We start from the raw sequence: 26280 nt of genomic DNA on the forward strand, positions 1-26280 counted from the left end.
CCTTAAAACTAGTTGTGGGGAAGGGGGGAGGAAGAGTGCAGCAGACCGTGAACCGGGCCCAACACGACTGAAATCACATAGATTGAGCCGGCCAACAACACAATGCAGGGGCCGCTGGGTAAATTGGCGTAATAGGACAGAAGCAGACCCAGCCACACGCACGTCGCGCCAAAGAACGCAGAGAGCAGCAATAGAACCGGTAATTGACGACTCCAGAAGCGCGTTGCGGCGGCGGGTAGCATCATTAAACCGACGACCATCAATGCACCGATCGCTTGGAAACCAATGACCAGGTTGAGTACCACAAGGGTCAGAAACACCCCATGGGCCAGTGGCCCAAAGCGGCTGATACTGCGCAGGAATAGGGGGTCGAGGCTGTCCAGGGAGAGGGCGCGATAGATCAGGAACAGCAGTGTCAGGCTCAGCAATGCTGTACCGAGCATGCCTTTTAAAGTGGTTGTGTCCACCGCCAATGCTGAACCGAACAGTAGGTGCAGCAGATCCAGTTTGCGCCCGGCCAAACCGAGCAAAAGCACGCCGCTGGCAAGGGATATCGGATAGAGCGCCGCCAGACTGGCGTCTTCGCGTAAGCCGGTGCGGCGACTGACCCACGCCGCTAGCCCGGCCATGCCCAGGCCTGCGGCGAGACCGCCCAGAGTCAGTGCCGGCAGACTTAACCCGAACAACCAGAACGCAAGTGCTGTACCGGGCAGGATGCCGTGGGCGATGGCGTCACCGATCAGACTCATGCGTCGCAAAATCAGGAAAACGCCCAGCGGCCCAGCACTGCAGGCCAGCGCCATACCTCCGAACAGGGCCCTGCGCATGAACGCGAACTCAGTAAAGGGCGTCCACAGCAACTCCAGGCTCAAACAACCTGCTCCAGTGCCTGGCGATTGCCGATGAACTGGCTGATTGGCGCGTAAATACAACCACTGCGCAAAACCAATAAGGCGTGGTCAAGTTTCTCACTGAGGGTGGCGAGGCTATGACTGACCAGTACTAGGGTTCTGCCTTGATTTTGCCAGCGCTCGATATGCTGCCAGAGCAGCTGTTGCCCAAGCTCATCCAACGCCGCTTCGGGTTCATCGAGCAGCAATACTTGAGCATCGGTCAGGCTCAGGCGCGCCAGTAGAGCTCGTTGCAGCTCGCCGCCAGACAAGGCCTGCAGGCTATGTTTTTCCAGCCCAAGCAAACCCCAGTCGAGCAAGGTTTGCTGCAGACGAGCTTGGCGTTCGCCACGACTCATGCGACTGCGCCAGAAACCGGCGCTGACCAGGTCAGCCAAGCGCATGGGGAATTGTCGATCCAGCACCTGCTGCTGTGGCAAGTAGGTGACGCCGCCCAGTATTGGTACGCTTACGTCGACTCGCCCACGCAGAGGGCGATTCAGCCCTGCGATCACTTTGAGTAGGCTGCTTTTGCCCGAGCCGTTGTTGCCAATAACTGCGGTTAGGCTGCCAGTAGGCAGTCGTAAATCAAGAGGCGGGGTAAGGGGGAGGCCGCTAGCCCCCCATTGCAATCCATGGCACTGGATCATCGCTGTGACTTCCAGTTCCACTCGCTTTCGGCAACCGCGTCATGGGCATGCAGACTTTCCATGTGCACAACACGCACATGGAAGCCCAGCAAACCAACTTCCTCCAGCAGCGCCAGATGAATACGCCGGGCGGCATCCTCACAAAACATGCTGTTTTGTCCGTTGGCCAAGGCAAATGCCTGCTCATCAATACGCTTCACCGCTGTCTGTAGTGAAGTACCCAGAGCGGCTTCCGCACGCTCCAGTAGTGCCCGCAAAGGCAGCTCGATATGCCCCGGCGCGAGTCGTACCGTTAACGTGGCCACACTGCGTTGGCTGTGCGGAGTTGCCACGATGCCGTGCGAGCTTCCCAGCCATTCGTATAGCTGCGCATGCTGCAACTCCTTGCCTGCAAAGTCTTCATTGAACTGTTTTTGTATCAACTGCCGTGCAAGAGCCGCTGAGCAAGGACATGTTGAGGAATAGCCGATCTCCAGCTTCAGTGTCATGCAAGAGTCTTGAGCGTCGCGACTCGCATACACTTCGAAGGGGTAGGCTTTCCAGCCGCCCAGTTGGCTTAGCAATGCCGGACGCTTGAACAGCGCATCACCCTTTAATCGCAAGGAGGCGCTCTTTGACAAGTCGCAATGGCTATCGAGGAAATGGTCGAGCACCTCATCAAGCAGAGGTGCAGTCAGCTCCTGCTGCTCAAGTCTTTCCAGTGCCAAGTACAGACGCGACATATGGATACCCCGAGCGTCCGGTGTGTCGAGACTGACGCCAGCATCTATGAAGGTGCGAACTTGCTGTTCAGCGAGTCGAACCGGCAAGGCTATTCCCTGCATACCAACCCATTTCAGGGGGACACCTTGATCGGAGCGGGTCTGGCTTGCGATATCAGGTAGTACGAGGGCATTCATGGAGAGTACAACCTTTCATAATGTTATAACGTAACAATATTACAAATCCTACCGACCTTTGGCAACCGCAACGGCATCAACAAACACAACTTACTGCGCCTGATAACGCTTTCGACTCACGCTAGGCGCTGCGCTTGGCACGTGTAGAAGTGTGCTAAACGGGAGATCAGCCAAGAGCAAGCGATCCGGTCAATTTTTGAGTGATCGATCGCCTGCCTATCTGGATAGGTTTCGGCTGGTTCACTCGCATCCTGCCACCCAGCTTTGCAGATTTGTTCGTTATGGCGATGCCAGATAAGAGAGCGGGTTAACCAGACTTGCCCGCTAAGCTAGGTAAAACATTTGGCACAAGAATCTGTGAAAGGACTTCAGGCTCTTTTGCACCTGGCGCATACCACAAGTAGAGGGGTACCCCTGAGCGGCCATGCTGTTCCAAAAAAGCGGTGATGGCTGGGTCACCATTGGTCCAGTCGCCTTTCATTGTGATCACACCGGCCTGCTCAAATGCCTGTTGAGTGCTGGGTGTATCGATTGCTCGCTGTTCGTTTATCTGACAAGTCACACACCAGTCTGCGGAAAAGTAGACGAAGATGGCTTGTTCTTGTTGCCGCAGCTCGGCCAAGTGCTCCGCGTCGAAGTCAAGTGTGCGTGTATGGCGTGAACTTGCGAGCGCATTAATCGGCGCCGCATGCTCCGCAAAAGAGCCAGGAATGACGACGCTTCCCGCCAATGCGAGCAGGGCAGCTAGCCCTGCTGGAAGCCAGCTCAACCGCTTGCCGTTGCGTTGGCGCAGGCCGGTGAACCAAAGTCCTATCGCCAGCAACATGACCAAAGCAAGACTCGCAATCATGCCGTTGTTACTGAGTTGGCGACCAAGCACCCAGGCCAAGGCAAGGGCGGTCAGGAACATGGGGATGGCCATGATATGCCGGAAGCTTGCAAGCCATGGACCAGGACGCGGAAGGAGACGACGAAGCGCTGGCACGGAACCCAGCAGCAAAAAAGGCAGGGCAATGCCCAGACCCAGACCCGCAAAGACCATCAGCGCGGCAGCCGTAGGGAGTACCAGGGCTGCGCCAAGGGCTGTGGCCATAAAGGGGCCGGAGCAGGGGGTTGCAACGAAGGCTGCAAGCACGCCTGTCCAGAATGCCCCGGTCATACCATCTTGGTCAGCCAGTTTGGTACCGGCATTGATGGAGCCCAACTCAAAAAGGCCTGCCAAGTTAAAGCCGATGGCTGCAGTCAACAGTGTAAGCACCACAATGACCCGTGGATCTTGCAGCTGGAATGCCCAGCCAAGTTGAGTGCCTGCAGCGCGCAGAGCAATAATCGTCGCGCCCAGTATCAGGCAAACGATAACCACACCGGCGGTATAAGCTAACGCCTCCCGCCGGGCTTCGCGTTGACCACCGGACAGACGCGTAAGGCTAAGTACTTTAAGGCTGAGGATCGGGAAAACGCAGGGCATGATATTGAGCAGAACTCCGCCCAGTATGGCGCCGAGAAATGCTGTCAGTAATATGGAAAAGTTTTGAGGTTCGTTTTCGTTTGCCGTTGGCGCATCAGCACTGTGACCCACCAATGCCAAGGCGGTACCGTTGCCCAGTGACAGTAGCGCCTCAAACTCGTCAGGGAGACCGTCTGCTTGCGAGGATTTAGCCAGTTGAGTTTCAACGATCAAGGTATCGTCTTGACGCCTAAAAATCTGCTCCGACGCAGGATCCACTACTTTGTCAGTCGCGACAAACAAGTGTGGATCGTTTAGTTCCACGCTTGCTGGCAAGGGAATACTTAGGCGTAGCCGAGTATCGTCGGTAATCACAAAACTGGCTTGCGAGCCAAGCGGTCTGGGTAGTTCACGCCGCCACTCATCGAAGCGCGCTTTGCGTTCAGATGTAATATGGGCGTCGCCTGCGACCAGAGTAATGGCAAGCGATGCTTTCTCCGGAATGCAGGCATCAGCGCGGCAAGCGAGATAGTTGAAATCAGCGGTGATCGGCAGGGAAGTTCCCAATGGTACCGAGGCATCTATTTCAACGGGTAGCAATAGCGCATAAGGATGCTCGTAAACATGATTCATCAGATCGCCGATCATTAGCGTCTGCGGAACCGGATAGGCGGCCTTGCCCACGCTGACACCTTCCGGCAATTGCCAATTGAATTGCGGTGACAGGCCAATGCTGCCCGGCTGTTTCCAATACCCATGCCAACCAGACTGTGGTTCCATGAAAACGGCTAATGTGCTGGTTGTACCGGCTGCGGGTTGATCCGTTTCCGCGATCAAGGTGCTCTTAATCAGTACCTCGCCTGAGGTGCCAGCAAACTCCTGGGCAGCGCCGACCTGGGGAGTCAATAAAGCCAGGCAAAAGAGGACGAAATAGCGGCAAGGCAATGGGGGCATCGGCTATCAGCCCGCGTGAGGCAGGCTGCTCCATTAGAAGGTGTGCCGCGCCGTTGCTTGCGCGGAATGGCTATGGTTTATTGGCTGATGCGTTCGACGGCTTCGGCTAATGCGGTATCTTGTGGCCCAAGTTTTTCGGCTACCTTGCCGTCAGCATCAATTAACACAACGCTTGGTATCTGCCGGATACCGAAGGTACGGTGCAGGTCGCCCTCGGCGTCGAGCAATACGGGAATAGCTGTCTCGGTGGTATCAAGATAGCTTTCGACATCTGAGTCCTTGGTCCAAAGGCCAGAAATAATGCCTACCCACTGCACGTTTTGGTCATTACTCAGCTGGTTTACGGTTTCGCGCACGCGGCGGCATGCGGTGGAGGTGTCTGGTTGGCTCTCGGCAAGATATGACTCACACCAGGTGGCAAAAAACACCATACCCAGCGGCTTATCTGTAGTCGCTCGAGTCAGGTCGATGGTATTGCCGGCACGTGTAGTGACTGCAAGATCAGGAACCGCATCACCCACCGTTAAGGCGTTGGAATCAATATTCTCGACTGAGGCTCCTTCGGTCGTTGCTGAGCTTGGGGCAGCGGGCTTCAGCAATGCCTGTAACGCCTGTTCCAATGCTTGATCGTCACGATGACCAATGTGGGTAATATGGCCACTGCGATCAATCAGTACATGCTGCGGGGTAACGCGTAGATTCAGTGCTTCGGCCAGTGTTCCGTCATCTACCGTTATAGGCATGGTCAGGCCCATTTCCTTGCGATACACACGTGCAGACTCTTCGGTGTCAGCGTAACCGGTGTTCACGGCGATTACCTGAATATCATCACCATGCGCTTCTTGAAATGCCTGGAACCCCGGCATCTGCTGACGACAGGGTACACACCAGGTTGCCCAGAATTTTATGTACACCGGTTTGACGCCATACAGTGCGCTGAGATCAATGGTGTCACCATCCAGCGTAGTAATGCTCAGCTCGGGGCCAGGTTGACCAATTAGCGACTCGCCAGCCGCTTTGGCACGCTGCTCACCATCTGCGTCCTGATCATAGGCTTGATCGGCTTTTTGTTGATCGCTGGCCTCGGTCGCTTGTACCGAACCAATGTAGCCGGCCAAAACTGCGAGCAGTAACGTAACTGAAAGCCTCGTGTTTGTGATCCGCATTAACTTTATCCTTTGGGCAAATTGTTCTGGATTGGCACAATAGTTCTGAGCTAACTCAAAGAACTAGCCAAAGATTTAGACCGAAAAAGTAGGGTATATAGTGATTGTGAAGGACGCCATGGTCTAAAAAGAAGCACCAAGACTGGTAGGTTTCTATGTACCATGGATCAATGAATACACTTCGTTTTTCACTTGATCGTCAAGGTGAGCAATCTCTGTCAGAGCAGATACGTTCCAGCATCGCTGAGGCCATTCGCCAGGGACATTTGTATGAGGGCGCGCGACTGCCTTCATGGCGTGATCTTGCGGCACAGCTGGGCGTTTCGCGGGGCACTATTAAAACGGCTTATGATCGGCTGAGTGATGATCAGCTAGTCATTTCGAAAGGGGCTGCCGGCACCTTCGTTAGCTTCGTTCTACCAGCGGCACCCAAAGTGGTTGCCGGAGCCTCCCGCCTGCCATTGCCAGATATCTATCAGGATGTGGACAGTGCACCCAAACTTTTTCAAGTGGGCGTGCCTGCGCAAGAAGGTTTTCCATTTAAACATTGGTCACGCATCGTACTGCGCTGTTCGCGGCAGGCGGTGGCCGAGCCTCTGCGTTATCCAGACCCGCGCGGAGAGCTGGTATTGCGCAAAGAAATTGCTGCCTATTTGGCCGTGGCCCGTGGACTGCTTTGTTCTGCAGACCAAATTATAATCACTAATGGTTATGCGGGAGCGTTGGGCCTGGCATTGCACATGCTGCGGTTAGATTCAGAGCAAGTGTGGATTGAGGATCCCGGTTATCCACTGACTCGGCACGCCTTGTCGCTGGCAGGATATACCCCGGTTCCTGTACAAGTGGATGACCAAGGAATTTGTGTGGAGCAGGGGATAGCGCTGGCAGCGGATGCTCGATTGGCGATTGTGACACCCAGCCAGCAAGCACCGTTGGGTGTACAACTATCGCTGGCTCGGCGCCAAGCACTACTCGCATGGGCTAAAGCAAATGCTGGCTGGATCATCGAAGATGATTATCTAAGCGAGCTGCAGCTAAGCGGCCAGGCAACACCGGCGTTGGCCTCGCTGGATCGTGAGGGAAGGGTGATTCACATCGGCACTTTCAGTAAAACCATCAGCCCACGATTGCGGCTCGGTTTTATGGTGGTACCTATGAGATTGTCGGAGCGTGCTGGGGATACGGCTGCCGCATTGTCGCCAGCGTCTGCTTTGTCTAGCCAGCTAGCCGTTGCGGAGTTTCTGCGCGATGGTCATTACTTGCGCCATATTCGGAGAATGAAACGCTTGTACATACAGCGCCGGGACGCGCTGCTTGCGCTCATGGGCACGTCGGTTTCATTGAATAATATGGCTGGCTTGTCACTGTTACTGACCTTGGCTGATGATGCTGACGACGTTCACCTTGCCGAGGCTGCCAAGGCGTTTGGCTTGGCACCGGCGCCGCTGTCGCCCTGGTACGCCACGCAAATCAATGCGCGAAAAGGATTACTTTTAGGCGTGACGAATCTATCGAGCCCTGAACTCGAAGAGGGTTATCAGCAGTTGGCAGCGCTTGTCGCTCCCCATCGCCAATATCAATGACAACGACTCAGAGCTGAAAACACGAAGGGCGTCAGGAGCGGGTTTGTCATTGTTTGTTCGTCTGCACTTTCGGGTTCGGTCTGAGTGCCTCGACAAATGACTATGGCAATCCGCTTGCGGTGGCCATTATTGAGGCCAGGCAAGTGCGTGTCCTCAGCCGCTCTACTGGCGGCGCAGTGCTGACCTTACGCGACATCTTGCGACATCACTGAATTCAGTTCTGGGACGACTTGGATATGGCTGGCATGCAGATAGTTTGCCGTCCTGCCTCCAAGGTGCTAGGCATGATTTTGTCGGCGCTCTAAGAACCGATGATTGAAGCGATCCGGCATGACGGTTCCAAGCATCATTAGAACGCAGTGTGTAAAAACTGATTGCTTGCATGAGTGTCGGAGCGACAACCAAGCTGCTAGCCTCATGCAGGCAAGTCAAACTATCCAGTTGATTTTAAAAAATAAAATGCGGGGCGCTTAGACTCTGTTGTCTATTTTATCCAGTCAAAAAAGCCCCAGTGAGTCTTCAACCGGGGCGCTTGAGATTTAAGACTTAAGGTCAGTTGGATTTGACATCGAAACGGTCCAAGTTCATGACTTTGGTCCACGCTTTGGCGAAGTCCTTGACGAACTTTTCCTTGGCATCGTTCGCTGCGTAGAACTCTGATACAGCGCGCAATTCGGAGTTGGAACCGAATACCAAGTCAACTGGAGTTGCTGTCCACTCAACCTTGCCAGTCTTACGGTCTGCACCTTGGTAAATGCCGTCTTTTGATGTCTTCGACCAGACTGTTGACATGTCAATCAAGTTGACGAAGAAGTCGTTAGACAATGTCCCTGGATGAGCTGTGAGTACACCATTTTTACTGCCGTCTGCATTCGCCCCTAATACGCGCATGCCTCCAACCAATACTGTCATTTCTGGCACTGTTAGTGTTAGCAGATTGGCCTTGTCGACCAGCATTTCTGTTGGCGATAGGCGAGCATCTTTACGGTAGTAGTTACGGAAACCGTCAGCTTTCGGCTCAAGTGCCGTAAATGAATTTACGTCAGTTTTATCTTGGGTGGTGTCCATACGGCCTAGCGTTACTGGTACGTCAATGCTGTACCCGCCTTTTTTCGCCGCTGACTCAATGGCCGCAGACCCTGCAATCACGATAATGTCGGCGAGCGAAACCTGTTTGCCTCCTTTCAGGCTGGCGTTGAAGTCTTTTTGTACGGCTTCCAACGTGGTGATGACTGTTGCTAACTCAACGGGGTTGTTAGCGCTCCAGTCTTTCTCTGGCGCAAGGCGTATGCGTGCACCGTTCGCACCGCCCCGCATGTCAGAGCCTCGGAATGAAGAGGCTGATGCCCAAGCAGTACGCACCAGTTCACCAGTGCTCAAGCCCGAGTCGAGCACTTTGGCTTTGAGGGTTTCGAGCTCTTGGGTGTTGATTAACTTATGGTCGAGTTTAGGAATCGGGTCTTGCCAGATTAGATCTTCCTTCGGTACATCGGCGCCTAAGTAACGAGTGCGCGGACCGAGGTCACGGTGGGTCAGTTTGAACCAGGCTTTGGCAAAGGCCAGCTCGAACTCTTTCGGCTTCTCTAAGAACCTATGAGCGATCTTTTCGTAAATAGGGTCAAAGCGTAAAGCAAGATCTGTGGTGAACATAATAGGTGGATGGCGCTTATCTTTGATGTGGGCATCAGGCACCAGCGAGGCGGCCGATGGGTCGGAGGGTGTCCACTGGATTGCACCTGCGGGACTCTTGGACTGAACCCAGGTCCAGCCGAAAAGGTTGACCAAATATTGGTTAGTGAATGTTGTCGGGTTTGAAGTCCATGCGCCTTCTAAGCCGCTGGTGATGGTGTCTTCAGCGTTACCTTTGCCACAGCTGTTTTTCCAACCCAAACCTTGTTGTTCGGTTGGCGCGCTGGTCGGGTCTGCACCTAGGCAGTCCTTGGGCTTGTGTGCTCCGTGAGCTTTACCGAAGGTGTGGCCGCCAGCAATCAGGGCAACGGTTTCTTCATCGTTCATGCCCATACGGCCAAAGGTGTCGCGAATATCACGGGCTGCGGCGAGCGGGTCGGGTTTACCGTTTGGGCCTTCTGGGTTTACGTAGATTAGGCCCATTTGTGTGGCCGCGAGTGGTTTTTCCAATTTGCGGTCGTCGTGGTAGCGCTTATCACCGAGCCACGTGTTTTCTGGCCCCCAATAAACCAAATCGGGCTCCCAGTCATCTGCACGACCGCCGCCGAAACCGTAGGTTTTCATACCCATCGACTCCATGGCTACTGTACCTGTCAGTACGATCAGATCCCCCCAAGAAATTTTGGCTCCGTACTTTTCCTTAATCGGCCACAACAGACGGCGTGCCTTGTCGAGACTAACGTTGTCCGGCCAGTTGTTTAACGGGTCAAAACGCTGCTGTGCGCCATCAGACCCGCCGCGTCCATCTAGCGCGCGATATGTACCAGCATTATGCCAGGCCATGCGGATAAAGAATGGGCCATAGTTGCCATAGTCAGCCGGCCACCAATCTTGTGACTGGGTCAGAGTTGCTGCGATATCTTTTTTTACTGTCTCTAGGTCAAGGCTGTTGAACGCCTTGGCATAGTTGAAGTCTGCACCTGCTGGATTGGAAGAGGCGTTGTGCGCCCGCAATAAGGACAGATCAAGACGGTTGGGCCACCAGTCAGTGTTGGACTTTTGTTCGTGCCTGCTCGCCAGGGAGGCGGCGCCAGTGTTATCAGCGTGTACGACCGGAGAAAAACTAACTATGAGTGCGATCGCCAAGGGCAGTTTTTTTATGCGCATGGGGTGCTTCCTTACAAAGAGAAGTAGACGAGTTAGGCGACATCAAAACTTAAGCCTATCTAGAACTTTAAGTGCCCCCAAGTTTCCAGACAATTCAGGTTGTCAATGGCAGCGATTGAACATTTAATTTGGCGCTCGCCCTGATGGTCTCAGCGCCTGATATAACCCCCGTGCGTCTTAGGCATGGCATGTCAAGGGTGCCACATTGATGGCTTGATCTAATGCCTTCAAATTTGCCAAGGCTTGGTTCCTGCAGGGGCCGTGCGCTTTAGGGTGGCGGCTAGCAGTTCAAACTCCTGTGCTCGCGGATGTGAGTTGCGCCAGACCAGTCCAATGCGGCGCTGCTCATCACCACGAAGAGGCTTTATGCTTAAATGATTGGTGTCAGCAAGATTGGCCGCCAATGCTGGCAGTAGGGTACAACCGCGTCCGGCAGCAACTAAATGTTGCAGCGTTTCGAGGCTGGTGGCGCGGCAGTCTGTAGAGTTGTCACTTTGAGCATCATTTTGGCCGCAAACGGCTAATGCTTGGCCGCGCAGACAGTGACCGTCAGTAAGTAACAGTAACTCAAGCTCACTTAATGCCTCAACTGCTACATCATTATGGCTGGCCAAGGCGTGCTCCTTCGGCAGCGCTACCCAGAACGGTTCATCAAACAACACACGCAGATCGTAAGCTTGCGGATCAAGCTGATGCGGTAAGCCTTGGACGACGGCTTCACAGCGCATGCAGCCTATAGACCCTGACATCGTTTGTTTCAGGGGACGTGGCAGTGCCAATAGAGCTGTGTCAATGGACTGATCGTTCAGGTGTTCGCATAAATCGGCAGTTAACCTTTCCTGTATCACTAACTGCAGTTTCGGATGAGCAGACTCAATTGAGCGCAGTAAATGCGGCAGATAATAAGGGGCCAGCGTCGGGATCACACCCAATGTAATCACACCTTCTAATGGATTGCGGTGCGCCCGCGTTAGCCCAAGAATGATGTCTGCTTGCGTTACTATACGTCGTGCGCGTTCGACGATTTTCTCGCCGGTGGGGGTCAGCGAGAATTGTTTGCTATGACGGTCTACCAACACTTGCCCTAGATAGTCTTCCAATTTACGCAACTGAGTCGACATCGTAGATTGAGTGACGTAGCAGGCTTCAGCAGCGCGTCCGAAGTGACGATGATCTGCCAGTGCGACGAGATAGCGTAGTTCGCGTAAAGTCATGAGTAGCTCTTTAGAGAGGAGTGAGTCTGTTGAGCACCAAGCAGTGGTCATTGATGCCTGCGGCTTTGTGGTCGATAAACAGACCCTCTCGATCCCGTGATTTAACAGGGGTAAACGAACTTCGGCAAAGCACACTTTTGATTGGTTGTGGAATAGCCTGATCATAGGCTTTACACCTAAGCTCAGCATAAGTTCTGACGACGAGTTTGAAATGAATCTCACAACCTCATATCCACATAGCTTATACGGCTTTGTGTAAGTAAGGCTCGAGTTGCGGGAATATGACGCAGTGATTGCAGCGGTAACTGGGGAGGGGATCGCTGACCACTACACACTCTTCAGGCATGTGATACAGAGAAGCGGGTGAGCCGGTACTGCAGCTCAGCTCAACGGACTTGCTAGCTACAGAGGTCACCGAGACCCTGCCGCTGGGTGGACCATCGAACTCCTGAAACGCTCACATTGCAAAGCTATCAGCGCGTTTTTGAGTGTCGACTGAGCCAGATGAGGGGTTCCAAGCGGTCGATTGACTAGCCCAAGATCACGAATCATGTCTTAGGGGGCTCATGCACATCTATGACATGATTTGTCATTTAACATAATATACATTATGCGAAGCCTTAGCATTCATCATGTGGCCTGCCAAGGCCGTCAAATCCCTCAGACCACGACTGCTCAAAACGCTCTTTGCAGTCATCACACCAATCAGAGCCGTCTGACTGGCTGTCACACTCACAGGAACGCCAACCATCTGCGGGAGCTTCAATAACAACACCGTCAGGCGCAATAAGCTCAGTCATCGTGTGGCGCCTGAGGATCAATGATCAGGAAAATAACGCCACCTACAAAAATAAAAACACCCAAGCAACTACCAATGACCTGCATAGCATCTAGGAACTCAATCATTGCTCAAACCTCGCTAAGGGCATTAACAAGCTGCTCCTGCTCGCGCCATTTCCATACGACAACATGTGCCGTGTAATGCTGCAGGTTTTCTTTAAGCGGATTCATAGAAATTATTTTGGCTTGTAGTTCTGTTTTAGTCATTTGCTGTAGATCCAAAAAGCTATGGCTAACGGAATTGCCGGTATCAGCATAGGAACCATCAAAACCTTGGCGATTAGAGCAATGATCTCAATCATTTGATCACCATAAATGGCCGGGTTTGCCAGAGTTTACAACGGTTAGACGTGTTGCTGGTGGCACGTACTCAGCGGGCTTAAGGCTACGCGCTGGCGGCGCTGTTGCAACTGCCTCAGTCGATGGTTCTGGACTGCAAACGTTAGCGTAAACGCTCACCCAATCGCTAAGGTCAGTCGTTGAAACCAGCTTGACTTGACAGTTATCAATTGGAAAAACGTCCACGCCTTTGCGCCGAATATTGTCCACTGAAACGACTACGCCGTCTGGCGATCGCAGCAAATAAGCCTGTTTTTCACCTAAGCGAAAATGACCATCGATGCGCCAATCGGCATATCTGTCATGTACAGGCCGCTCAGGCTTGGCAGGCGCTTCGTCAGACTGTGATTCATCCTGATCAGCATCAGGCAGCACCTCGACAGCAGCAGTCGCAACAGGCAAAGGCTCAGCCGGAATCACAACAGGATCGCGAAAGTAGATCGCAGCAGCAATGCCCGCGGCGAAAAATGCGCCCGCAACTATTGGACGGCTAAATTGCTTCCAGTGGATTTTTGTCAGCCTCATGATTTTGTTCCAAGTGAGTGGCAAACGATAACGCCCGATCACGTACCAGGGCGCGAGCAGCTGGTAAGTCGAATGCGGATAAAAGTCAGAGAACGCCTGTTTGGTGTCGTAACAGTCGTACAGGTCAAAACCCCAGTACCACCAGCGATCAACAATCAAAGACGTAGGTAAATCACCGTAGCGAACAGAGGCAACATGCAGCTTGGGAAGCCGCAGAGGATCGCCAGTAATGATCTTCCAAATGATCGAAATCCCGGGTATCGACATCTTGTCCAGACGGCGGCAATAGACAACATGCTCAGCCAGTGCGAGCTTGGCTTGCTTGTCCACGATGGCGATATTTTGGACGATAAAAATAACGTCCCAGCCTTTTTTACGAGCATGCAAAAACCAGTTAATGACCTGCTGGCGTTCTTTATCAGCCCACTGGCGCGAGTTGAACCAAGTGCCGCATTCATCAAGAACAAGCAGACCATTTTTAGATTCATCGTAGGACGGATTACCGATGCCAATTGCATCTAGGTCATCAATACCGGGCTTATCAGGAAGACGGTAAACAACCGCCCTCCTCGACTTCTCGCCAAACATCTTTTCAAGCCGAATATCAAGATTAGTTGCCACCTTACAGCCAGCGTGCAACTTGTCTTTAATACGGCCTACAGCTGCAAGTGTTTTGCCTGAGCCAAGCTTGCCAGTTACAAAGTAAACGGCCATTAGAGATTCAACCTAAATTGAAGAACTCGCGTATTCCAATCGTAAACCCAACGCGCAATACGGGCAGTTAAATAAGCACCCATACAAGTGACAAAGTTATTAGGAACGATAATCCTAAAAGCCATACCAACTTCGGCAGGCGCAACATAATTAAGGCCTTGAAGAAGACCCCAAATTACAGAAAAGAATGTTCCAAAGAGAACTAGAGAACCAGCGGCAAAAGCAGCCGTTAATGCAAACTTCTTCGTAAAAAAACGAACAAAGAAACTTAAGAGCGCTGCAAATAAACCACCTAAAACAGTAGCCAGCCAAGGAATACCAGCAACAACTAAAGGAATAGCCATAATCAGTCCTCATTCTTACGAGTAAGTATATTAAAAATACCCATGCAAGTAGTTACATAAACCAACCAACCAAGAATCCGCTTCATGCGCTCTAACTTGTCACAACTAGCAGATACAGTTTTACCAGTGCCATTCCAAAAAACAACATCACCACTACAGCCTGTCGAATAGCCAAACAGACCAAGCATGTAATCACCAGCGTCATCTAATTTAGACCGCTCAGTAAACATGCCATTAGGGTCACTAAAATCAGAAACAACTTCGGCGGCAGCTGCGTCAAGCTTTTCAAGTTCTTTATCGCCGAAATCTACACTTTCTTTGTAATAAGTATTAGTTGGCTGATCTTGCAAAAGACCATCAGGAAGTTTTAGTTCTATTTCAGATTGACCAGTAACATTACCGGCAGCATCTTTAGTGATAATTGAACCTTTAGCAGTACCGTCAGAAGAACCGCCTTTACCCTGCCCGCTCTCACCACCATCATCACCGGGTTTAGAGCCGTCGCTAACCGTCACACAGGCAAAGCCGCCGGTTTCCTGATTGACCGAATAGCTGCCCGCTGGGCATGTTTCAGGCTTGTAATTAGCAGGTACACAAGTCGCATTCATCTCAGCGCCAGTACCAGCAAAGCCGGGGGTTTCGCCCTCTTTGCAGCCACCAGAATCACCGGGCTTAGGCAGGCAAACGGTTTGCCCGCCAACAGTGCCGGATTGACCGCTTGGGCAACTGGGATCAGCACCGGGTTTAGGAATACAAACCTGCTTGCCGTTAACAGCGCCAAACTGGCCGCCGGGACAGCTAGGGTCATCCTGACTAGGCTTAGGAAGGCAAACATATTCAAGGCTATCACCAGAACCAACACCGCCTAGCTGAGTGCCGTCAGGGCAGCGTGCACGGCCATTACAGAACGGAGTTGTCTCGTTGTAATACCCAACAAAATCAGGACTATCCTTGGTGCACTCACCGTCAGCAGGCGCAAAACACATACGAAAACCGGCGACGTTTGAGAGCACTCCGTCACCATCACAAACGCAGTCTTGAGTATCAGGATTCCAGTTACTGGCGCTCGGGCAATTTTCGTCCTCAGGCCACTTGCAAGACTCGGTTTCGAAGTCATAAAACTGCCCTTCAGCACAGATGCTCTGACAAGTCATGGTTGCTGGATCAGGGGTTGATCCCGCTGGACACTCAAGCACGCATTCGCCAGTCACATCATCACGCACTGAATCACCAGGGCAAGCAACTGGAGCATCGCAGGCACCAGTTTGAGAGTTATAAATAGTCCCAACAGGACATGAGTCACCACCTCGATTTCCCGTATAACGATAACTGTCAATCCCTGCATTCTGATGGCCATAACATCCATAACTGGTTTCGGAAACAGCTACATAGCCAAAAGCCCAAGGCTGACCACCGGGGTAAGTAGATGTTACATGTGCTAAATATTGAGTACAGGCAGCTTCAGGAGTAGAAGCCTGCCCCACCGGGAAACTACCAACAGATGGATAAGACCAATAATAATCAGCAGCAAAAGTGATAGAGGAAGTTAATGCGAATACAAAAAAAAGAATTACTGATAAGGGCCGCTTAACAGTGCGGCTACAAATCGGCGCTTTGTGATATGCAAAAAATAGGAAGGATGTAACGAGTTTAACGATGGAATAAATCATAAGCGACCCTCGGCCAGTCCCGGGCTGCGCCCACAACTAGCCGAGGGGCGCTTATAACAGCACAAGCATTAGGCCTGTCGAGCACCTTGCTTAACTTTGCGAATGACAAAGATACCGATAAGAACCGCACCGACAATCGGCCAAACGAGATCTTCAACTTGCGTCCAAGCCTCGCCCATATCAGTAAACATTGTCGTAATTACAGTTGGCATGGTGTAAGCAGCATGCGCCGAAGCAGATGCAACAAGACCACCAATAACAACAGCACCCGAAGCCAACGCACGTTGTGCATTTTGAAACTTGAGGAACTCAAGACGTTTTTTCATATGGAATCCACCGCTTTACGAACCATCAATAATTTAAGGCCCAGTGAATAACCTGTGACCCATGAAACAAGGTAAGCACTAAAGAGATAAACCCAGTACGTAGTATCTTGATCAATCATCTTTGTTGCCCACCTATAAAACCCAGCCCGAAAGTAACAACCGAGCCGAGTGTTATGGCGACCCAAAAAAACAGGTCTGCCAAATCTTGCAAAGTAAGTTCGCCAGACATGGTTTAAATAACCTCTGGCAGAGATTAACCAGCCGCCTGAATAGGCTTGGCAATCTGCATATTGACCGGCTTGCGGTCGCCAGACAGCCAGAAGTCAAAGCCAGCTTTGCCAGCGTTTGAAGCCCAAGCGCCAACACGAACAGGCACAGTAATTGGCTTGCCTTTGAGTGCGTCGTAAGGGTGCTGAGCGCCCTTCTCAAGGTCAGATTTAGAGAGCTTGATGCTCACTGTTTTGGTTTCTGGAATGCCAAACTGATTGAGGTCTTCAACCTCGATCAAAATCAGGTGATCAGTGAACGAATTGCCGCTGTAAGTGCGTTCGTTTGCTTTGTAGCCATGGCACAGACCTGTAATTAACAACATTTGATGTTCCTCTCTGACGTCAGTATCGGGCGGTCGCCCATTGGTTCTAGCGGTTCGGATGCGATGAAACAGTCATCGCAAACACGAAATTCATAGGCCGGCAAAAGGTCTGGAGCGCATGCAGGTTCGTTCCAAATCTGGCCTAAGTACTCAGAGCAAAAGTCACAGAAACAACGGCCTTGAACGATCATCACGCAGCCTCAACCGACGGCTCGACATACCAGTCCGGGCGCTGTGTGCTGAAATCGATCTGGAGCAGCTGGAGTACCGGCACAACGTTGCGAACGTTGTCGTGGTCTTTAAGGTTTTGCAGCATGGCTTTGGAAACCCCTACTGACTCGATGTCACGGACATGGTCGTAGAAGGTCCGGCGGGCCATTGATTTCATGGTTTCTTCCCAGCCGTAATCGCGAATGCTGCGAAAGGTACGAAAGAGGTTTCGAGCATATGCATCACTGGATTTACCAGGCGTAAACAGCCCCGGAATGATGCTACCTGTGGACTTATCGGCCCGGGCTTTAGTCCACTTGCCCTTCCCTACTTTGGTGAACTTTTCAATCAGTGCGGCCAGCACTTTTTCGTCATCTATACGTTTCATCGTCATACCCTCAAAGGCCGCGAACAATTCAGCAGTTACAGCGGTGTAACACTCTTGGATAAAGCACCTGCCCTCGCCTTGCAGATACTCTTGGTAGTCACACAACGCCCACAGATTGGTCGGAAGATTCCGGCGCTCTAGCCAGCGATGCATAACGGTTGCTTCGATGCGAAGCAAAAGGCGGGCGTACTCTTTGAGCCGCTCATCTTGGAGAACTTTCAAGGTGCGCGAGGCCGACAAAACCGACATAGGCACACGCTTGTTACGTCGATAAATCTTGAACTCACGCACATGGGCGTTATCAAGGTCGTGACGGCGTTCCGGATCGCCCTTGGCACCTGCCGCAGACTTGAGAACCTTCTGAATTTCCAAAAGGAATTCAGGGCCTTTCAGATAGGCTTTGATCTTGCGCAAACGCCCGTCTTTAGCGCCCCAGTAAGCCGTTGTTTGGTAGTCGTCGCCCCGGTTGCGAGTCTGGCCATTGCTGACCCCACGCATGAACTGAATGACCTGTAACGCTGTCGGTTCATTCGGCATACGTGCCGAGTAAGTGCAATCGAGTCCGTAAACCTCAATGGCTTGCAGGTTTAGACGGCGGTAAAGCATTGGATAGGTGCCAGCCAACCACTTGAGCATCACCTCAGCACCAAGGCGAATGGATGTAGGCCCAAAAACGTTATGGCCTTGCAACAACTTGGCAGGACTGGCCTTTAATTCAACACCGGGCGCTAAGCGTTTACTGAAACTCTGGTGAAAAACCTTAAACGCCATTGGCGTATAGCTCGACGGTAAGGACTCCCATGCATGCGACAAGTCTTCACAGTCAAAACCCTGACCATCACACCGGCGAGAGATCCCGCCAGCAGCACGCATCTGAACACCCAACGACTCCAGATCAACGACATGAAACGGCTTATCAGCCGTACCGATCTCATTGATCGACAGATCGTCAAAAGGGATGAACATATGGATTCGATCAAGCATAGGATGCATGCACACACATAACATTTGAATCAAATGTAGACGTGCACATGCACACACGTCAACACTTATAACGTGCACACATGAATATATGTAGAGGTGTAATCAATGAGCAGAGACATGCCAACAAACATTCGACTGAGCCAATCAGAGCAAGAAACCCTGAGAAAAAAGGCTGTTGACATCAACAAAGAGCTGGTCAAAAGAGGCATGCAGCCACTTAAAGATTCAGAGCTTGTTCACGCCTTTTTAGAGAAGGCGATTAGCAATCTTGAAGTCACTGCATCAGGGGCGATAAGGGTTGTTTTCGATGATTGAAGCTGATCAAAAAATAGTCGATTAATGCGACTGTCGCACAAGAGTCCACCATTCGATACGGTGGACTCACACCCCAACCGGTGCCCGGTCGCGGCGCCCAAAAAAAAGCACGGCTGTCGCCCTTCGCCCCTCCGGGCCGATCGCAAATGTGCGGGTGTACCGAGTCGTTTGAGCCTATGGCCACGGAGAGCTAAAAGCGGGTTGGACAATGATGAGTGGATCTTTGCCCTAGAGGTCGAGGATCTGCCTGCAAAGGCTTTGTAGGGCTGCTAGGCGGCTATCAAGCTCGGACGACTCCCGGTCGATATCCGAGAGCCTAGAACGCATCTGGCGGGATTCTGCGACCACTCGCGGGTAGTCCTGCAGGACGTAACAGACAGCATCCAGTTCATCGCGTGAAGGCGAATAAAGCTGGGCGTCTTTGACTAAGTAGGCGGGAATTTTGAGGGTAACGGTCATTAGTCTGTGATCTCTAGGCGGTGCTGGAGGACAAGTCCAGTCCTTTACCGGGCCAGCAGCGCTACCGGCTACCGTACCTAGAAACGCAGATCACAGGCTAATGATCGCTAGTGAGCATCGCATAATCGAGATTATATGAAATTCGTCGCGGATCGAGAGATTTTCCGCACCAAATTTCACATCAATCTCAGTCCATTATGCGAAGCCTTAGCATTCATCATGTGGCCTGCCAAGGCCGTCAAATCCCTCAGACCACGACTGCTCAAAACGCTCTTTGCAGTCATCACACCAATCAGAGCCGTCTGACTGGCTGTCACACTCACAGGAACGCCAACCATCTGCGGGAGCTTCAATAACAACACCGTCAGGCGCAATAAGCTCAGTCATCGTGTGGCGCCTGAGGATCAATGATCAGGAAAATAACGCCACCTACAAAAATAAAAACACCCAAGCAACTACCAATGACCTGCATAGCATCTAGGAACTCAATCATTGCTCAAACCTCGCTAAGGGCATTAACAAGCTGCTCCTGCTCGCGCCATTTCCATACGACAACATGTGCCGTGTAATGCTGCAGGTTTTCTTTAAGCGGATTCATAGAAATTATTTTGGCTTGTAGTTCTGTTTTAGTCATTTGCTGTAGATCCAAAAAGCTATGGCTAACGGAATTGCCGGTATCAGCATAGGAACCATCAAAACCTTGGCGATTAGAGCAATGATCTCAATCATTTGATCACCATAAATGGCCGGGTTTGCCAGAGTTTACAACGGTTAGACGTGTTGCTGGTGGCACGTACTCAGCGGGCTTAAGGCTACGCGCTGGCGGCGCTGTTGCAACTGCCTCAGTCGATGGTTCTGGACTGCAAACGTTAGCGTAAACGCTCACCCAATCGCTAAGGTCAGTCGTTGAAACCAGCTTGACTTGACAGTTATCAATTGGAAAAACGTCCACGCCTTTGCGCCGAATATTGTCCACTGAAACGACTACGCCGTCTGGCGATCGCAGCAAATAAGCCTGTTTTTCACCTAAGCGAAAATGACCATCGATGCGCCAATCGGCATATCTGTCATGTACAGGCCGCTCAGGCTTGGCAGGCGCTTCGTCAGACTGTGATTCATCCTGATCAGCATCAGGCAGCACCTCGACAGCAGCAGTCGCAACAGGCAAAGGCTCAGCCGGAATCACAACAGGATCGCGAAAGTAGATCGCAGCAGCAATGCCCGCGGCGAAAAATGCGCCCGCAACTATTGGACGGCTAAATTGCTTCCAGTGGATTTTTGTCAGCCTCATGATTTTGTTCCAAGTGAGTGGCAAACGATAACGCCCGATCACGTACCAGGGCGCGAGCAGCTGGTAAGTCGAATGCGGATAAAAGTCAGAGAACGCCTGTTTGGTGTCGTAACAGTCGTACAGGTCAAAACCCCAGTACCACCAGCGATCAACAATCAAAGACGTAGGTAAATCACCGTAGCGAACAGAGGCAACATGCAGCTTGGGAAGCCGCAGAGGATCGCCAGTAATGATCTTCCAAATGATCGAAATCCCGGGTATCGACATCTTGTCCAGACGGCGGCAATAGACAACATGCTCAGCCAGTGCGAGCTTGGCTTGCTTGTCCACGATGGCGATATTTTGGACGATAAAAATAACGTCCCAGCCTTTTTTACGAGCATGCAAAAACCAGTTAATGACCTGCTGGCGTTCTTTATCAGCCCACTGGCGCGAGTTGAACCAAGTGCCGCATTCATCAAGAACAAGCAGACCATTTTTAGATTCATCGTAGGACGGATTACCGATGCCAATTGCATCTAGGTCATCAATACCGGGCTTATCAGGAAGACGGTAAACAACCGCCCTCCTCGACTTCTCGCCAAACATCTTTTCAAGCCGAATATCAAGATTAGTTGCCACCTTACAGCCAGCGTGCAACTTGTCTTTAATACGGCCTACAGCTGCAAGTGTTTTGCCTGAGCCAAGCTTGCCAGTTACAAAGTAAACGGCCATTAGAGATTCAACCTAAATTGAAGAACTCGCGTATTCCAATCGTAAACCCAACGCGCAATACGGGCAGTTAAATAAGCACCCATACAAGTGACAAAGTTATTAGGAACGATAATCCTAAAAGCCATACCAACTTCGGCAGGCGCAACATAATTAAGGCCTTGAAGAAGACCCCAAATTACAGAAAAGAATGTTCCAAAGAGAACTAGAGAACCAGCGGCAAAAGCAGCCGTTAATGCAAACTTCTTCGTAAAAAAACGAACAAAGAAACTTAAGAGCGCTGCAAATAAACCACCTAAAACAGTAGCCAGCCAAGGAATACCAGCAACAACTAAAGGAATAGCCATAATCAGTCCTCATTCTTACGAGTAAGTATATTAAAAATACCCATGCAAGTAGTTACATAAACCAACCAACCAAGAATCCGCTTCATGCGCTCTAACTTGTCACAACTAGCAGATACAGTTTTACCAGTGCCATTCCAAAAAACAACATCACCACTACAGCCTGTCGAATAGCCAAACAGACCAAGCATGTAATCACCAGCGTCATCTAATTTAGACCGCTCAGTAAACATGCCATTAGGGTCACTAAAATCAGAAACAACTTCGGCGGCAGCTGCGTCAAGCTTTTCAAGTTCTTTATCGCCGAAATCTACACTTTCTTTGTAATAAGTATTAGTTGGCTGATCTTGCAAAAGACCATCAGGAAGTTTTAGTTCTATTTCAGATTGACCAGTAACATTACCGGCAGCATCTTTAGTGATAATTGAACCTTTAGCAGTACCGTCAGAAGAACCGCCTTTACCCTGCCCGCTCTCACCACCATCATCACCGGGTTTAGAGCCGTCGCTAACCGTCACACAGGCAAAGCCGCCGGTTTCCTGATTGACCGAATAGCTGCCCGCTGGGCATGTTTCAGGCTTGTAATTAGCAGGTACACAAGTCGCATTCATCTCAGCGCCAGTACCAGCAAAGCCGGGGGTTTCGCCCTCTTTGCAGCCACCAGAATCACCGGGCTTAGGCAGGCAAACGGTTTGCCCGCCAACAGTGCCGGATTGACCGCTTGGGCAACTGGGATCAGCACCGGGTTTAGGAATACAAACCTGCTTGCCGTTAACAGCGCCAAACTGGCCGCCGGGACAGCTAGGGTCATCCTGACTAGGCTTAGGAAGGCAAACATATTCAAGGCTATCACCAGAACCAACACCGCCTAGCTGAGTGCCGTCAGGGCAGCGTGCACGGCCATTACAGAACGGAGTTGTCTCGTTGTAATACCCAACAAAATCAGGACTATCCTTGGTGCACTCACCGTCAGCAGGCGCAAAACACATACGAAAACCGGCGACGTTTGAGAGCACTCCGTCACCATCACAAACGCAGTCTTGAGTATCAGGATTCCAGTTACTGGCGCTCGGGCAATTTTCGTCCTCAGGCCACTTGCAAGACTCGGTTTCGAAGTCATAAAACTGCCCTTCAGCACAGATGCTCTGACAAGTCATGGTTGCTGGATCAGGGGTTGATCCCGCTGGACACTCAAGCACGCATTCGCCAGTCACATCATCACGCACTGAATCACCAGGGCAAGCAACTGGAGCATCGCAGGCACCAGTTTGAGAGTTATAAATAGTCCCAACAGGACATGAGTCACCACCTCGATTTCCCGTATAACGATAACTGTCAATCCCTGCATTCTGATGGCCATAACATCCATAACTGGTTTCGGAAACAGCTACATAGCCAAAAGCCCAAGGCTGACCACCGGGGTAAGTAGATGTTACATGTGCTAAATATTGAGTACAGGCAGCTTCAGGAGTAGAAGCCTGCCCCACCGGGAAACTACCAACAGATGGATAAGACCAATAATAATCAGCAGCAAAAGTGATAGAGGAAGTTAATGCGAATACAAAAAAAAGAATTACTGATAAGGGCCGCTTAACAGTGCGGCTACAAATCGGCGCTTTGTGATATGCAAAAAATAGGAAGGATGTAACGAGTTTAACGATGGAATAAATCATAAGCGACCCTCGGCCAGTCCCGGGCTGCGCCCACAACTAGCCGAGGGGCGCTTATAACAGCACAAGCATTAGGCCTGTCGAGCACCTTGCTTAACTTTGCGAATGACAAAGATACCGATAAGAACCGCACCGACAATCGGCCAAACGAGATCTTCAACTTGCGTCCAAGCCTCGCCCATATCAGTAAACATTGTCGTAATTACAGTTGGCATGGTGTAAGCAGCATGCGCCGAAGCAGATGCAACAAGACCACCAATAACAACAGCACCCGAAGCCAACGCACGTTGTGCATTTTGAAACTTGAGGAACTCAAGACGTTTTTTCATATGGAATCCACCGCTTTACGAACCATCAATAATTTAAGGCCCAGTGAATAACCTGTGACCCATGAAACAAGGTAAGCACTAAAGAGATAAACCCAGTACGTAGTATCTTGATCAATCATCTTTGTTGCCCACCTATAAAACCCAGCCCGAAAGTAACAACCGAGCCGAGTGTTATGGCGACCCAAAAAAACAGGTCTGCCAAATCTTGCAAAGTAAGTTCGCCAGACATGGTTTAAATAACCTCTGGCAGAGATTAACCAGCCGCCTGAATAGGCTTGGCAATCTGCATATTGACCGGCTTGCGGTCGCCAGACAGCCAGAAGTCAAAGCCAGCTTTGCCAGCGTTTGAAGCCCAAGCGCCAACACGAACAGGCACAGTAATTGGCTTGCCTTTGAGTGCGTCGTAAGGGTGCTGAGCGCCCTTCTCAAGGTCAGATTTAGAGAGCTTGATGCTCACTGTTTTGGTTTCTGGAATGCCAAACTGATTGAGGTCTTCAACCTCGATCAAAATCAGGTGATCAGTGAACGAATTGCCGCTGTAAGTGCGTTCGTTTGCTTTGTAGCCATGGCACAGACCTGTAATTAACAACATTTGATGTTCCTCTCTGACGTCAGTATCGGGCGGTCGCCCATTGGTTCTAGCGGTTCGGATGCGATGAAACAGTCATCGCAAACACGAAATTCATAGGCCGGCAAAAGGTCTGGAGCGCATGCAGGTTCGTTCCAAATCTGGCCTAAGTACTCAGAGCAAAAGTCACAGAAACAACGGCCTTGAACGATCATCACGCAGCCTCAACCGACGGCTCGACATACCAGTCCGGGCGCTGTGTGCTGAAATCGATCTGGAGCAGCTGGAGTACCGGCACAACGTTGCGAACGTTGTCGTGGTCTTTAAGGTTTTGCAGCATGGCTTTGGAAACCCCTACTGACTCGATGTCACGGACATGGTCGTAGAAGGTCCGGCGGGCCATTGATTTCATGGTTTCTTCCCAGCCGTAATCGCGAATGCTGCGAAAGGTACGAAAGAGGTTTCGAGCATATGCATCACTGGATTTACCAGGCGTAAACAGCCCCGGAATGATGCTACCTGTGGACTTATCGGCCCGGGCTTTAGTCCACTTGCCCTTCCCTACTTTGGTGAACTTTTCAATCAGTGCGGCCAGCACTTTTTCGTCATCTATACGTTTCATCGTCATACCCTCAAAGGCCGCGAACAATTCAGCAGTTACAGCGGTGTAACACTCTTGGATAAAGCACCTGCCCTCGCCTTGCAGATACTCTTGGTAGTCACACAACGCCCACAGATTGGTCGGAAGATTCCGGCGCTCTAGCCAGCGATGCATAACGGTTGCTTCGATGCGAAGCAAAAGGCGGGCGTACTCTTTGAGCCGCTCATCTTGGAGAACTTTCAAGGTGCGCGAGGCCGACAAAACCGACATAGGCACACGCTTGTTACGTCGATAAATCTTGAACTCACGCACATGGGCGTTATCAAGGTCGTGACGGCGTTCCGGATCGCCCTTGGCACCTGCCGCAGACTTGAGAACCTTCTGAATTTCCAAAAGGAATTCAGGGCCTTTCAGATAGGCTTTGATCTTGCGCAAACGCCCGTCTTTAGCGCCCCAGTAAGCCGTTGTTTGGTAGTCGTCGCCCCGGTTGCGAGTCTGGCCATTGCTGACCCCACGCATGAACTGAATGACCTGTAACGCTGTCGGTTCATTCGGCATACGTGCCGAGTAAGTGCAATCGAGTCCGTAAACCTCAATGGCTTGCAGGTTTAGACGGCGGTAAAGCATTGGATAGGTGCCAGCCAACCACTTGAGCATCACCTCAGCACCAAGGCGAATGGATGTAGGCCCAAAAACGTTATGGCCTTGCAACAACTTGGCAGGACTGGCCTTTAATTCAACACCGGGCGCTAAGCGTTTACTGAAACTCTGGTGAAAAACCTTAAACGCCATTGGCGTATAGCTCGACGGTAAGGACTCCCATGCATGCGACAAGTCTTCACAGTCAAAACCCTGACCATCACACCGGCGAGAGATCCCGCCAGCAGCACGCATCTGAACACCCAACGACTCCAGATCAACGACATGAAACGGCTTATCAGCCGTACCGATCTCATTGATCGACAGATCGTCAAAAGGGATGAACATATGGATTCGATCAAGCATAGGATGCATGCACACACATAACATTTGAATCAAATGTAGACGTGCACATGCACACACGTCAACACTTATAACGTGCACACATGAATATATGTAGAGGTGTAATCAATGAGCAGAGACATGCCAACAAACATTCGACTGAGCCAATCAGAGCAAGAAACCCTGAGAAAAAAGGCTGTTGACATCAACAAAGAGCTGGTCAAAAGAGGCATGCAGCCACTTAAAGATTCAGAGCTTGTTCACGCCTTTTTAGAGAAGGCGATTAGCAATCTTGAAGTCACTGCATCAGGGGCGATAAGGGTTGTTTTCGATGATTGAAGCTGATCAAAAAATAGTCGATTAATGCGACTGTCGCACAAGAGTCCACCATTCGATACGGTGGACTCACACCCCAACCGGTGCCCGGTCGCGGCGCCCAAAAAAAAGCACGGCTGTCGCCCTTCGCCCCTCCGGGCCGAT

The 26280-nt window shown here is 51.3% G+C and carries 25 protein-coding genes; 3 read left to right on the plus strand and 22 right to left on the minus strand.

What is annotated here, in order from left to right; translation table 11 throughout:
* Nucleotides 1-8: 8 nt before the first annotated feature.
* From B9K09_RS11220 to B9K09_RS11240, 5 genes are all read right to left on the minus strand, one after another.
* The gene (locus B9K09_RS11220) at nt 9-827 is read right to left on the minus strand and encodes a metal ABC transporter permease (protein ID WP_087519073.1); all 819 of its coding nucleotides are present in this window, start codon (nt 825-827) and stop codon (nt 9-11) included.
* 41 nt (nt 828-868) lie between these two features.
* On the minus strand, nt 869-1540 hold the full coding sequence (locus B9K09_RS11225; RefSeq protein ID WP_087516885.1) for a metal ABC transporter ATP-binding protein: 672 nt from the start codon (nt 1538-1540) through the stop codon (nt 869-871).
* Nucleotides 1537-2439 (minus strand): GTP cyclohydrolase FolE2, encoded by a 903-nt coding sequence (folE2, locus tag B9K09_RS11230; protein ID WP_087516886.1) that lies wholly within the window; start codon nt 2437-2439, stop codon nt 1537-1539. The genes B9K09_RS11225 and folE2 overlap by 4 nt, the downstream gene beginning before the upstream one ends.
* Nucleotides 2440-2746: 307 nt before the next feature.
* A complete protein-coding gene (locus B9K09_RS11235; RefSeq protein ID WP_087516887.1) occupies nt 2747-4840 on the minus strand; it encodes a protein-disulfide reductase DsbD in 2094 nt (697 codons plus the stop codon).
* Nucleotides 4841-4917: 77 nt separating this feature from the next.
* A complete protein-coding gene (locus B9K09_RS11240) occupies nt 4918-6006 on the minus strand; it encodes a thioredoxin family protein (protein ID WP_087516888.1) in 1089 nt (362 codons plus the stop codon).
* Nucleotides 6007-6176: 170 nt separating this feature from the next.
* Between B9K09_RS11240 and B9K09_RS11245 the strand changes: the two genes are divergently transcribed.
* Nucleotides 6177-7589 (plus strand): PLP-dependent aminotransferase family protein, encoded by a 1413-nt coding sequence (locus B9K09_RS11245; RefSeq protein WP_087516889.1) that lies wholly within the window; start codon nt 6177-6179, stop codon nt 7587-7589.
* A 552-nt stretch (nt 7590-8141) separates the two neighbouring features.
* Here B9K09_RS11245 and katG read toward each other — a convergent pair.
* The 9 genes from katG to B9K09_RS11290 all read right to left on the minus strand — a co-directional run bounded on the left by katG (nt 8142) and on the right by B9K09_RS11290 (nt 18531).
* Complete coding sequence (katG, locus tag B9K09_RS11250; protein ID WP_087516890.1) at nt 8142-10385, minus strand: catalase/peroxidase HPI; 2244 nt, start codon at nt 10383-10385, stop codon at nt 8142-8144.
* Between the two features lie 227 nt (nt 10386-10612).
* The gene (locus B9K09_RS11255) at nt 10613-11821 is read right to left on the minus strand and encodes a LysR substrate-binding domain-containing protein (RefSeq protein WP_218191993.1); all 1209 of its coding nucleotides are present in this window, start codon (nt 11819-11821) and stop codon (nt 10613-10615) included.
* A 687-nt stretch (nt 11822-12508) separates the two neighbouring features.
* Entirely contained in the window at nt 12509-12646 is a 138-nt protein-coding gene (locus B9K09_RS22570; protein WP_157699347.1) for a hypothetical protein, read from the minus strand.
* Nucleotides 12647-12745: 99 nt separating this feature from the next.
* On the minus strand, nt 12746-14017 hold the full coding sequence (locus tag B9K09_RS11265) for a zonular occludens toxin domain-containing protein (RefSeq protein WP_087516893.1): 1272 nt from the start codon (nt 14015-14017) through the stop codon (nt 12746-12748).
* Nucleotides 14017-14361 carry a DUF5455 family protein gene (locus B9K09_RS11270; protein WP_087516894.1) on the minus strand — a complete coding sequence of 115 codons (345 nt, stop codon included), beginning with the start codon at nt 14359-14361 and terminating at the stop codon, nt 14017-14019. The genes B9K09_RS11265 and B9K09_RS11270 overlap by 1 nt, the downstream gene beginning before the upstream one ends.
* Nucleotides 14362-14363: 2 nt before the next feature.
* The gene (locus tag B9K09_RS11275) at nt 14364-16031 is read right to left on the minus strand and encodes a hypothetical protein (protein ID WP_157699348.1); all 1668 of its coding nucleotides are present in this window, start codon (nt 16029-16031) and stop codon (nt 14364-14366) included.
* A 68-nt stretch (nt 16032-16099) separates the two neighbouring features.
* Complete coding sequence (locus B9K09_RS11280; protein ID WP_087516896.1) at nt 16100-16357, minus strand: major coat protein; 258 nt, start codon at nt 16355-16357, stop codon at nt 16100-16102.
* A 253-nt stretch (nt 16358-16610) separates the two neighbouring features.
* Entirely contained in the window at nt 16611-16949 is a 339-nt protein-coding gene (locus B9K09_RS11285) for a DNA-binding protein (protein WP_087516897.1), read from the minus strand.
* A 190-nt stretch (nt 16950-17139) separates the two neighbouring features.
* Nucleotides 17140-18531: a phage/plasmid replication protein, II/X family gene (locus tag B9K09_RS11290; RefSeq protein WP_087516898.1), complete on the minus strand. Its 1392-nt coding sequence runs from the start codon at nt 18529-18531 to the stop codon at nt 17140-17142.
* A gap of 117 nt (nt 18532-18648) precedes the next feature.
* Here B9K09_RS11290 and B9K09_RS11295 point away from each other — a divergent pair, with 117 nt between their 5' ends.
* Nucleotides 18649-18846 carry a hypothetical protein gene (locus B9K09_RS11295; protein ID WP_087516899.1) on the plus strand — a complete coding sequence of 66 codons (198 nt, stop codon included), beginning with the start codon at nt 18649-18651 and terminating at the stop codon, nt 18844-18846.
* A 228-nt stretch (nt 18847-19074) separates the two neighbouring features.
* Here the strand turns inward: B9K09_RS11295 and B9K09_RS11300 are convergent, their stop codons facing one another.
* From B9K09_RS11300 to B9K09_RS11335, 8 genes are all read right to left on the minus strand, one after another.
* Nucleotides 19075-19305, minus strand: coding sequence for a hypothetical protein (locus B9K09_RS11300; protein ID WP_087516900.1), 231 nt, complete (start codon nt 19303-19305; stop codon nt 19075-19077).
* Between the two features lie 496 nt (nt 19306-19801).
* Nucleotides 19802-19939: a hypothetical protein gene (locus B9K09_RS22575; protein WP_157699347.1), complete on the minus strand. Its 138-nt coding sequence runs from the start codon at nt 19937-19939 to the stop codon at nt 19802-19804.
* Nucleotides 19940-20038: 99 nt separating this feature from the next.
* Complete coding sequence (locus B9K09_RS11310) at nt 20039-21310, minus strand: zonular occludens toxin domain-containing protein (protein ID WP_087516893.1); 1272 nt, start codon at nt 21308-21310, stop codon at nt 20039-20041.
* Nucleotides 21310-21654, minus strand: a complete 345-nt coding sequence (locus B9K09_RS11315; protein WP_087516894.1) for a DUF5455 family protein — start codon at nt 21652-21654, stop codon at nt 21310-21312. Before B9K09_RS11315 ends, B9K09_RS11310 begins: the two co-directional genes overlap by 1 nt.
* 2 nt (nt 21655-21656) lie before the next feature.
* A complete protein-coding gene (locus B9K09_RS11320) occupies nt 21657-23324 on the minus strand; it encodes a hypothetical protein (RefSeq protein WP_157699348.1) in 1668 nt (555 codons plus the stop codon).
* Between the two features lie 68 nt (nt 23325-23392).
* Nucleotides 23393-23650 (minus strand): major coat protein, encoded by a 258-nt coding sequence (locus B9K09_RS11325; protein ID WP_087516896.1) that lies wholly within the window; start codon nt 23648-23650, stop codon nt 23393-23395.
* Between the two features lie 253 nt (nt 23651-23903).
* Complete coding sequence (locus B9K09_RS11330; RefSeq protein WP_087516897.1) at nt 23904-24242, minus strand: DNA-binding protein; 339 nt, start codon at nt 24240-24242, stop codon at nt 23904-23906.
* 190 nt (nt 24243-24432) lie between these two features.
* Nucleotides 24433-25824: a phage/plasmid replication protein, II/X family gene (locus B9K09_RS11335; protein ID WP_087516898.1), complete on the minus strand. Its 1392-nt coding sequence runs from the start codon at nt 25822-25824 to the stop codon at nt 24433-24435.
* 117 nt (nt 25825-25941) lie between these two features.
* Here B9K09_RS11335 and B9K09_RS11340 point away from each other — a divergent pair, with 117 nt between their 5' ends.
* Nucleotides 25942-26139 carry a hypothetical protein gene (locus B9K09_RS11340; RefSeq protein ID WP_087516899.1) on the plus strand — a complete coding sequence of 66 codons (198 nt, stop codon included), beginning with the start codon at nt 25942-25944 and terminating at the stop codon, nt 26137-26139.
* The last annotated feature ends 141 nt before the right edge of the window (nt 26140-26280 follow it).

This window comes from Pseudomonas sp. M30-35, from assembly GCF_002163625.1.
Taxonomy (GTDB): domain Bacteria; phylum Pseudomonadota; class Gammaproteobacteria; order Pseudomonadales; family Pseudomonadaceae; genus Aquipseudomonas.

Bases quoted from the DNA above. Each gene is read 5' to 3' on its own strand.
- B9K09_RS11220 (WP_087519073.1), bottom strand. From the start codon at position 827: ATGCGCAGGGCCCTGTTCGGAGGTATGGCGCTGGCCTGCAGTGCTGGG.
- B9K09_RS11225 (WP_087516885.1), bottom strand. From the start codon at position 1,540: ATGATCCAGTGCCATGGATTGCAATGGGGGGCTAGCGGCCTCCCCCTT.
- folE2 (WP_087516886.1), bottom strand. From the start codon at position 2,439: ATGAATGCCCTCGTACTACCTGATATCGCAAGCCAGACCCGCTCCGAT.
- B9K09_RS11235 (WP_087516887.1), bottom strand. From the start codon at position 4,840: ATGCCCCCATTGCCTTGCCGCTATTTCGTCCTCTTTTGCCTGGCTTTA.
- B9K09_RS11240 (WP_087516888.1), bottom strand. From the start codon at position 6,006: ATGCGGATCACAAACACGAGGCTTTCAGTTACGTTACTGCTCGCAGTT.
- B9K09_RS11245 (WP_087516889.1), top strand. From the start codon at position 6,177: ATGAATACACTTCGTTTTTCACTTGATCGTCAAGGTGAGCAATCTCTG.
- katG (WP_087516890.1), bottom strand. From the start codon at position 10,385: ATGCGCATAAAAAAACTGCCCTTGGCGATCGCACTCATAGTTAGTTTT.
- B9K09_RS22570 (WP_157699347.1), bottom strand. From the start codon at position 12,646: ATGACTAAAACAGAACTACAAGCCAAAATAATTTCTATGAATCCGCTT.
- B9K09_RS11265 (WP_087516893.1), bottom strand. From the start codon at position 14,017: ATGGCCGTTTACTTTGTAACTGGCAAGCTTGGCTCAGGCAAAACACTT.
- B9K09_RS11270 (WP_087516894.1), bottom strand. From the start codon at position 14,361: ATGGCTATTCCTTTAGTTGTTGCTGGTATTCCTTGGCTGGCTACTGTT.
- B9K09_RS11275 (WP_157699348.1), bottom strand. From the start codon at position 16,031: ATGATTTATTCCATCGTTAAACTCGTTACATCCTTCCTATTTTTTGCA.
- B9K09_RS11280 (WP_087516896.1), bottom strand. From the start codon at position 16,357: ATGAAAAAACGTCTTGAGTTCCTCAAGTTTCAAAATGCACAACGTGCG.
- B9K09_RS11285 (WP_087516897.1), bottom strand. From the start codon at position 16,949: ATGTTGTTAATTACAGGTCTGTGCCATGGCTACAAAGCAAACGAACGC.
- B9K09_RS11290 (WP_087516898.1), bottom strand. From the start codon at position 18,531: ATGCTTGATCGAATCCATATGTTCATCCCTTTTGACGATCTGTCGATC.
- B9K09_RS11295 (WP_087516899.1), top strand. From the start codon at position 18,649: ATGCCAACAAACATTCGACTGAGCCAATCAGAGCAAGAAACCCTGAGA.
- B9K09_RS11300 (WP_087516900.1), bottom strand. From the start codon at position 19,305: ATGACCGTTACCCTCAAAATTCCCGCCTACTTAGTCAAAGACGCCCAG.
- B9K09_RS22575 (WP_157699347.1), bottom strand. From the start codon at position 19,939: ATGACTAAAACAGAACTACAAGCCAAAATAATTTCTATGAATCCGCTT.
- B9K09_RS11310 (WP_087516893.1), bottom strand. From the start codon at position 21,310: ATGGCCGTTTACTTTGTAACTGGCAAGCTTGGCTCAGGCAAAACACTT.
- B9K09_RS11315 (WP_087516894.1), bottom strand. From the start codon at position 21,654: ATGGCTATTCCTTTAGTTGTTGCTGGTATTCCTTGGCTGGCTACTGTT.
- B9K09_RS11320 (WP_157699348.1), bottom strand. From the start codon at position 23,324: ATGATTTATTCCATCGTTAAACTCGTTACATCCTTCCTATTTTTTGCA.
- B9K09_RS11325 (WP_087516896.1), bottom strand. From the start codon at position 23,650: ATGAAAAAACGTCTTGAGTTCCTCAAGTTTCAAAATGCACAACGTGCG.
- B9K09_RS11330 (WP_087516897.1), bottom strand. From the start codon at position 24,242: ATGTTGTTAATTACAGGTCTGTGCCATGGCTACAAAGCAAACGAACGC.
- B9K09_RS11335 (WP_087516898.1), bottom strand. From the start codon at position 25,824: ATGCTTGATCGAATCCATATGTTCATCCCTTTTGACGATCTGTCGATC.
- B9K09_RS11340 (WP_087516899.1), top strand. From the start codon at position 25,942: ATGCCAACAAACATTCGACTGAGCCAATCAGAGCAAGAAACCCTGAGA.